General features: G+C 32.3%; 8 protein-coding genes and 1 pseudogene. 4 read left to right on the top strand and 5 right to left on the bottom strand.

The window, feature by feature from the left end; translation table 11 throughout:
* Positions 1-244 (top strand): annotated as a pseudogene (locus IM744_RS03560) (IS3-like element ISElsp1 family transposase); the annotation flags it as partial.
* A 273-nt stretch (positions 245-517) separates the two neighbouring features.
* Positions 518-715: a hypothetical protein gene (locus IM744_RS03555; RefSeq protein WP_194506706.1), complete on the top strand. Its 198-nt coding sequence runs from the start codon at positions 518-520 to the stop codon at positions 713-715.
* Between the two features lie 44 nt (positions 716-759).
* Here IM744_RS03555 and IM744_RS03550 read toward each other — a convergent pair whose 3' ends face one another.
* The 5 genes from IM744_RS03550 to IM744_RS03530 all read right to left on the bottom strand — a co-directional run bounded on the left by IM744_RS03550 (position 760) and on the right by IM744_RS03530 (position 4,633).
* The gene (locus IM744_RS03550) at positions 760-1,485 is read right to left on the bottom strand and encodes a P-loop NTPase family protein (RefSeq protein ID WP_194506705.1); all 726 of its coding nucleotides are present in this window, start codon (positions 1,483-1,485) and stop codon (positions 760-762) included.
* 8 nt (positions 1,486-1,493) lie between these two features.
* Positions 1,494-2,156 carry an Lrp/AsnC family transcriptional regulator gene (locus tag IM744_RS03545; RefSeq protein WP_194506704.1) on the bottom strand — a complete coding sequence of 221 codons (663 nt, stop codon included), beginning with the start codon at positions 2,154-2,156 and terminating at the stop codon, positions 1,494-1,496.
* 1 nt (position 2,157) lies between these two features.
* On the bottom strand, positions 2,158-2,445 hold the full coding sequence (locus IM744_RS03540) for a helix-turn-helix domain-containing protein (protein ID WP_194506703.1): 288 nt from the start codon (positions 2,443-2,445) through the stop codon (positions 2,158-2,160).
* 97 nt (positions 2,446-2,542) lie between these two features.
* Positions 2,543-3,313, bottom strand: coding sequence for a hypothetical protein (locus IM744_RS03535; RefSeq protein WP_194506702.1), 771 nt, complete (start codon positions 3,311-3,313; stop codon positions 2,543-2,545).
* Between the two features lie 27 nt (positions 3,314-3,340).
* The gene (locus IM744_RS03530; protein WP_194506701.1) at positions 3,341-4,633 is read right to left on the bottom strand and encodes a site-specific integrase; all 1,293 of its coding nucleotides are present in this window, start codon (positions 4,631-4,633) and stop codon (positions 3,341-3,343) included.
* Positions 4,634-5,189: 556 nt separating this feature from the next.
* On the opposite strand from IM744_RS03530, the gene ilvD reads away from it, so the two are divergent.
* Together ilvD and ilvB are read left to right on the top strand one after the other, a co-directional pair.
* Positions 5,190-6,869, top strand: coding sequence for a dihydroxy-acid dehydratase (gene ilvD, locus IM744_RS03525; RefSeq protein WP_194506700.1), 1,680 nt, complete (start codon positions 5,190-5,192; stop codon positions 6,867-6,869).
* A 108-nt stretch (positions 6,870-6,977) separates the two neighbouring features.
* The gene (gene ilvB / locus IM744_RS03520) at positions 6,978-8,714 is read left to right on the top strand and encodes a biosynthetic-type acetolactate synthase large subunit (protein WP_194506699.1); all 1,737 of its coding nucleotides are present in this window, start codon (positions 6,978-6,980) and stop codon (positions 8,712-8,714) included.
* Position 8,715: the final 1 nt, after the last annotated feature.

The following is an 8,715-nucleotide window of genomic DNA, read 5'->3' as shown; positions in this document are numbered from 1 at the left end:
AGGTGTAAGAAAACTTATGAAATCATTAGATGTAGATTTTAATAAAGCCAATATTAAGGTTGGTAGAGATACTTTATTTAGTGTTCTTAGAAAACACCAAATGCTAACACTTAGAAAGAAATCCAGTGCTAGAACGACTAACTCGTATCATCGTTTTTATAAGTATAATAACATTATAAAAGACTTAGAAATTACAAGACCTAACCAAGTTCGGGTTAGTGATATAACTTATGTCTTGTCTTGAAACATGGCTACAGGTTAAAATTGAATTAAGCTGATAATTTATATACCATATTAGGTGTTTTATAGTCTAAAAATAAATGTAATCTTACTTCGTTGTATAAATTAATTGCACTTTTTGCAGCTCTTTTTGCATGTGCTACGTTTTCAAAGGTTTGGTCTAGATAAATTATTATAGAGTAAAAAAACACTAAGAATATTAATAATATAGGGAGGGCTTAAATATAGAAACTTTACTAGTTATTTAAAACTTCATGAGAGGTAAGTTTTATAAATAGTGTGGTTACACAACAGCAACAACAGTAACAACAATGTTGTTGTTGTTGTTGTTGTTGTTGTTGTTGTTGTTGTTGCTGTTGCTGTTGCTGTTGCTGTTGCTGTTGCTGTTGCTGTTGCTGTTGCTGTTGCTGTTGCTGTTGCTGTTGCTGTTGCTGTTGCTGTTGCTGTTGCTGTTTATAAGACATTAACTGAATAATTAATAAAGAGTCATCTTTAATTTCCCTACATAAAAGTTTAAAATTACCTATAACTTTTTCCTTTGAACTCAATTATATTGAACATTTCATGGAAACGATCATACATGCGTGATCCATATCTTATTCCAAGATCAACTAAAGTTTGTTGAGCACAATTGTCATCACTTGTGTAATTACAGGAAGCAAATGTTCTCAATTTATTATCATACCTGTGAATAAGGACTTCATCTATTACATCAACCTTACCAAAATTACTGGCTGTTCTTTCTGAACTTATATCATCGATAAACATCAACTTCCTTTCAACATCTTTAAAAAAACACTGCTTATCCATTGGTTTTTCGCATATTTCATATTTATGCACAAGTTCCTTTGAAGTGTAAAACTTAAATCTCAAATCTGGATAATTTTTGAATATACTTTCGAAAACTTTGAAATAATCTGTCTTTCCCAAACCATATCCACCTATAATTAATAACCCTTTATCAAAAGAAGGAGTACTTATATCTTTTCTTAAATTATCACATTCAAAGAATGCCTCATCTCGCAAGAAGTAGTGAAATAAAATTTTTAAATTATTCAATGAGTTGATGTCATTTACAAACTTCTTTCCATGTGTTTTTTGAAACACATCAACGAAATAATTCCATAAACTCTGCTTTGATAAATCACCCCTTGGCTTTAGTGTTTTTTCAGTTATTTGAGAACTAAAATTTGTTTTAAATTGGTTAATTAATTGATTTGTTCTTTGGACATCGTTATTTCTCATATCTTTTGTTATCTATTTGTTTGTAAAACTTTTTTTGATTGCGAAACACTTTGGAATTGCCTTTCGTTTGAAGCCCATTTTTTTAATCTTTTCTCTATTTCAAAATATTTGTGACTTTCAAATTTCATTTTTTGCTTATCTAAACTTAACTCACTCCAATAATTGAAAAAAGAATTTAAAATATTGACTTTAAAATTAGAGTTAGCAAAAACTTGTTTTTTAAAGTTTTTAAGCCTTGTCTCTATTTTTTCTTTATTAAACTTATTTTCTTTATTACTTTCTTTAGTTATTGTTAGCTGACTGTTGCTCATTTGTTTATTGGATGCTGTTTGTGTGTCAACTGGCTTGTTGACTTCAATCTTTGCTGATTGGAATTTATCATAATCAACAAGGGTTATTAGCGTATATCGGTTTGTTGATTTAGTTTTGATATAACCACTATCCTGCAACTTTTGAATTGCGGTTCGCACTGTCTGAATAGATAATCTCAGATCTGAAGCCAAATGACTATTTGAAGTAATTAGCTGACCTCGTTTCACAAGCTGTCCTTGCCATTTTTTATCTTTAAAATTTACTTTAAAAATTAAATGAAAATAAAGTCGCACTACATTTGGTGATTGATACCATTCCCAATCCATTAAATCCCGATGCATGAGTACATATCCTATCATACTACTCTTGCTTAATTAATTTCAAGTATATATCGCTCTTTTTATAATAGACACGGTTTCCTAACCGGTAGCTTGGGAGAATCCCATTCTTACGCCAGTTCCAGAGTGCTTGCTTGGAGCATTTAAGAATTTTGAGAGTATCATCAACTGTTAGTAATTCTTCCTCATCTTTATCAGATGGCTTATATTTTTTAAAAAACTCCCTTAACTTAACATCAACACCAATCAAGATATTGTCTGTAAGCTCCTCAGGAGTGGTTTGATAAACATGTGTTTGTGTTGACTTCATTTGAATTATATTTAATTACCGATAGTCCAAAGTTACTTCACAACATAACTTATTTTAAAACTTACGAGTATACGCCAGTATATATACTCATTAAAATTTAGGTGAATTTAGCATCAGGAATAGAGAATCCACGCTCATCAAAAATTGACTTTGCAGAAATGTGCTTTTTGTTTCCAGGACTCAAATAAATTTCTATTGATTTTGGTGAATCACAATCATTAATTGAAAAAATTTTGAACAATTCTCTTGATAGAAGTGAATTATTTATTTCACCACGAGTTTTATCCGCATCCATATATCCTTTATCTATTAATTCTCGAATAACTATAGCTAATTGTGAAGGACCCGCAATCCATCTTAAAGGTTTAGAACTAATATTATCCCTGTATTCATCAATAAAACCTTTTGTTATTTGAACTCTTCTCTTAAATTCATTTTGTAATCTTTTTAGCCCAACTACGTGAAGCATTAATGGGTAATCAAAATCCCAATTATAAATAACACCTTCACTTTCAACAAAACCATCATCCAATTCTTGTTGGTTATAATAACCTCTTTCGCTCATAAAAGACTCTCCATTTTCAATAAGTTCCTGAACTTTAGGAATAATTTTTAAATCAAGAATAGAGTAGTATTTTTCAGGATTGTCACAATAGTCGTAATGATATTCAAGAAATTCTCTTAGTTCTAAAATATCAGTATCAAACAGTAATTTAGATGTGAAATATTTTAAATAAAAATCGTGAACTAATTTAGGTTTGTAATAATCATAGTTATTTAATTGATATTTAGATCCGTATGATTTAGAATCTTTATTTCTCTTATTAAAGTGAATACTATCAATAGCAAAAGCATCGTTGTAATCCATAAACATCTATTTTGGTTTAATTTTTAATTATTGAAAGAATGCACTATCAGCAATTTTCACTGCTCGTTCTTGAGGTGTAACTTTTATATATTTGTAAAATTCTCGCTCTGTTGAATGACCACTAATTGCCATAATATCTATAGTTGGCATTTTAGAAAGATAGGCATTCGTGCAAAATGATCTTCGAGCTGTATGAGAAACGATTAAAGTATGTTTAGATACCGTTTCACTTATTTTTTCCCCACCTATTGTTTTATGAACTGAAATTTGGTCTTCAATCTTTGCTTTTCTTCCAGCTTCTTTAATATATTCATTTATATCAGGAGCATTCAATTTACGAGGGAGGTTACCTTCATACCTCTCATTCATTATTGATTTAATTCGCGGATGAATTGGCACGTAAACCTTTTTACCTGTTTTCATTTGTGTAAATTCAAAAACTTCTCTACCATTGAAAACTTTAATCTGCTCTATTTTAATACCATTGTAATCTGACACCCTTTGTCCCGTGTAATAACCAATCAAAAAGATATCTCGTGCGAGTTCCCAATCTTTTGTGTTCGACAAATCTACATTGTACAACGCTTCAATTTCTAATTCAGTAAGATATATTGATATTGATTCTTCTGATACTGTTTTAAATTCTCTATGCCTGTATTGAAAATTGGTATTCGCACCATCTTCTGAAGCTCTATTCAAAATAGTGACTAAGTTTTTAATATGCTTACCAATGGTGTTTATGGAATAATTATTCTCTTCTAAGTATTGGATAAATATATAATAGAACTTTAAATCGATAGCTTCAAAATCCAAATTATACTTAACTTTCTTATCAAAATCTTTTAATCTATTTACAGTTTGCTTATATGATCTAACAGTTATTGGACTTAATTTTACAGAACTTATATTTTTGGCTTGATTTTCTTTAGTTTTAATAAAATCATCAGCAAACTCAAAGAAAGAAGTAATTGACTTTTCGACCTCCTCCGACTCACGAATAATTTTCTCTAATAAACCTTTCAGAATTTTCCTATTCTGTTTTTCTACTTCAGTTAAATTTGAAACTTCATCCATGAAGTTAGAAGAATACCTAAGCAAATCTTTATTGACTTTTTCCCGATTTTGCAACGTTGAAACAGCTCTAATTCTTTGATTAGATTTATCCCAATTTTTTGGATTAACTTTATATCCAGTTGCAAATTTTATACGATTATTTCTTCCGAAGCTATAATCTAAAACTATTGAAGTTTCTGCTTTAGCGTTAACATCTTTTAATCTATATTTAATAGTTCCAGAAGTAGATTGAATTGATTTACTCATAAAGATATGATTCTTGTAAATTATTAAAGGGACAACAAAAGGGACGACAATCTCTTTACATATTGTTATGTCAAATGTAGACAATTTATACAAGAACCACTATAAACTTAGTAATAACATGACTTTAAACTAAAATACATTAAATACAGATAACATAAGATAAAGTAAAAAATGGTACTGGAGGCACCACCACCGAAACCCGATCTGAAAAGATTGGGTTTTTTGGTTTTTAACCTTTATTAACAGGAAACATAGGAAGCCAAAAATTTACTCTTAATCTTTTTATATCAGCTTTCAACACGCTATTTATTAACAACCTCGTTATTTCAAGAAGCCAAGGAATGGTAGAATTAATGAAAAGATTTTTTTAGGTCTTATATAATCTAAAAGATTTTTATAAAAAATTAACTCCATTGAACATCATAGAAGAAAATATTTAAAATACTGATTTTCAATTAATTATATTAATGTTTATCTTGTTGACTTTAGCCTCATATTAATAATAACATTATTCAAAGAAAAGCAAACAAGTACTTTAGATTTAGTAAATAAAAATATGAGTCAATTAAACAAATACAGTAAGACAGTTACACAAGACCCTACTCAGCCTGCAGCTCAAGCTATGCTTCACGCCATTGGATTAACTAAAGAAGATTTTTTTAAACCTATTGTCGGTATTGCAAGTACAGGGTATGAAGGTAATCCATGCAACATGCACCTCAATGATTTAGCTAAATTAGTTAAAGAAGGAACAAAAAATGAAGACGTCATCGGCTTAATCTTCAATACCATTGGAGTAAGTGACGGAATTTCTATGGGTACACCAGGAATGCGCTATTCTTTACCTTCTAGAGATATTATTGCAGATTCTATGGAAACTGTGGTACAAGCCATGAGTTACGATGGCTTAATAACCGTTGTAGGTTGTGATAAAAATATGCCAGGCGCTTTAATGGCAATGATTCGTTTAGATCGCCCAAGTATTTTAGTTTATGGTGGAACAATTGATTCCGGTTGCCATAACGGACAAAAATTAGACGTCGTTTCTGCATTTGAAGCCTGGGGAAGTAAAGTCGCAGGCACCATGAACGAAGCAGAATATCAAAGCATCGTTGAAAAAGCATGTCCAGGAGCTGGAGCTTGTGGAGGAATGTACACTGCAAACACAATGGCATCTGCAATTGAAGCTTTAGGGATGACCCTACCTTTCAACTCTTCAAATCCTGCATTAAGTGATGCTAAAAAAACAGAGTCCGTTAAAGCTGGTGAAGCTTTACGTTTACTTTTAGAAAAAGACATAAAACCAAGTGATATCATTACAAGAAAATCTCTTGAGAATGCTGTAAGATTAGTAACCATTTTAGGTGGCTCAACAAATGCAGTGTTGCACTTTTTAGCAATAGCTAGAGCTGCTCAAATAGATTTTACACTTAAAGATTTTCAAGACATAAGTGACAATACACCTTTTTTAGCAGATTTAAAACCTAGCGGAAAATACCTCATGGAAGATGTTCACGCTGTTGGTGGAATTCCTGCAGTTATGAAATATCTACTTAAAAAAGGAATGCTTCATGGTGACTGTTTAACCGTTACCGGAAAAACGTTAGCTGAAAACTTACTAGATGTCGAGGATTTAAAAAAAGGTCAAGATGTTATTAAACCAATAGAAGATCCTATCAAGATTTCTGGTCACTTGCGTATGCTCTACGGAAATTTAGCAACCGAAGGAAGTGTCGCAAAAATCACAGGAAAAGAAGGTTTATCATTCCGCGGAAAAGCTAAAGTATTTGAAGGCGAATACGCAGCAAATGATGGGATAAGAGACGGAAAAGTAGAAAAAGGAGATGTCATTGTCATAAGATATGAAGGTCCAAAAGGAGGACCTGGAATGCCAGAAATGCTAAAACCAACTGCTGCAATTATGGGGGCAGGTTTAGGTAAAGATGTTGCTTTAATTACAGATGGTAGATTCTCTGGCGGAACTCATGGTTTTGTAGTTGGCCACATTACTCCAGAAGCTCAAGAAGGAGGAACAATCGCTTTACTTAAAGATGGAGATATTATAACTATTGATGCAGAAACCAATTCTATTTCAGTTGAAGTTTCCGAAGAAGAATTACAAAAAAGAAAACAAACATGGAAAGCACCAGAGTTGAAATTTGAACGTGGTGTACTCTATAAATATGCAAAAACAGTATCATCTGCTTCAAAAGGTTGCGTAACTGATGAATTCTAATAAATTCCTGCACAGGCAGTCCCGATAATTATCCGAATCCTAATCGGAAATCGACAAATAAGTCGAAAAAATAAAACATAAGAGTAAGAAGGAAAAAAAAACGAGTATATGAAAGAAACTCAAACGATAAAAACCAATCCAAAAAATTCACAAACCACAGAGCGAATCTCAGGTAGTGAAGCCATCATAAAATGTTTGTTAGCTGAAGGTGTAGATATTCTTTACGGATATCCTGGAGGTGCAATCATGCCAGTTTATGATGAATTATATAAGTATCAAGACCAAATTCATCACGTCTTAACACGTCATGAACAAGGTGCTACGCATTCTGCACAAGGTTATGCTCGTATTTCTGGTAAAGTCGGAGTTGCACTTGCAACTTCAGGACCAGGAGCAACAAATTTAATTACTGGTATCGCAGATGCTCAAATAGATAGTACACCAATGGTCTGTATTACAGGTCAAGTAGCTTCGCATTTGTTAGGTAGTGATGCGTTTCAGGAGACTGATATTGTGGGTATTTCTACTCCAGTTACAAAATGGAATTGTCAAGTTACCAAAGCTGCACAAATTCCTGAAGCTATTGCTAAAGCCTTTTATATCGCAAGAAGTGGTCGTCCAGGTCCAGTCTTGGTAGATATTACTAAAGATGCTCAGTTTGAAGAGTTCGATTTTAAATATGAAAAATGTACAGGTGTTAGAAGTTATATTCCTATTCCAAAGTTAGATCACACTTCAGTTGAAGCTGCTGCAAAATTAATTAATGCTGCTAAAAAACCAATGATAGTTTGGGGTCAAGGTGTGTCTTTGGGTCAAGCTGAAGCTCAATTTAAAGCAGTGGTTGAAAAAGCAGGAATCCCTTCGGCTTGGACTATTTTAGGCGCAGGAGCAATTCCAACGTCTCATCCATTAAATATTGGTATGGTTGGCATGCATGGTAATTATGCTCCAAATGTTTTGACTAATGATTGTGATGTTTTAATTGCAATCGGAATGCGTTTTGACGATCGTGTAACAGGAAGCTTATCGACGTATGCAAAGCAAGCAAAAGTGATTCATTTTGAAATTGATCCAGCAGAAATAGATAAAAATGTAAAAACAGATGTAGCTGTTTTAGGAGATGCAAAAGAAAGTCTAGAAGCTTTATTACCACTTTTAGAAGAAAAAACACATCCAGAATGGCATCAAAAATTCAAGGATTTATATGCTATCGAATATGAAAAAGTCATAAAACACGATTTGCATCCTACTAAAGAGGGATTAACAATGGCTGAGGTTTTAAAAGAAATTAATATCCAAACCAAAGGAGATGCAGCAATTGTTAGCGATGTTGGACAGCATCAAATGATAGCTTGTCGTTATGCAAATTTCAATAAAACCAGAAGCAACATTACATCTGGAGGTTTAGGGACAATGGGCTTTGGTCTTCCTGCTGCAATTGGAGCAAAAATGGCTGCTCCAGAACGTGAAGTTATTTCAATTTCTGGAGATGGTGGTTACCAAATGACCATTCAAGAGTTGGGTACCATTTTTCAACAAAAAGTACCAGTTAAAATTGTGGTTTTAAATAATGAATTTTTAGGCATGGTTAGACAGTGGCAACAATTGTTTTTTGATAAACGCTATGCTTCTACGGAAATGGTAAATCCAGATTTTGTTGCTATTGCAAAAGGTTATTTTATAGAAGCACAAAAAGTAACAAAACGAGAAGAACTTAAGGATGCTGTAGAAAAAATGATAAACACAGATGGTCCTTATTTTTTAGAGGTTTGTGTAGAAAAAGAGGGAAATGTATTTCCTATGATACCAACAGGAGCATCAGTTTCAGATATAAGATTAGAATAAT

It is taken from the genome of Psychroserpens luteus, from assembly GCF_015319355.1.
Classification (GTDB): domain Bacteria; phylum Bacteroidota; class Bacteroidia; order Flavobacteriales; family Flavobacteriaceae; genus Psychroserpens; species Psychroserpens luteus.
This window is presented reverse-complemented; position numbering and strand designations above follow the sequence as displayed.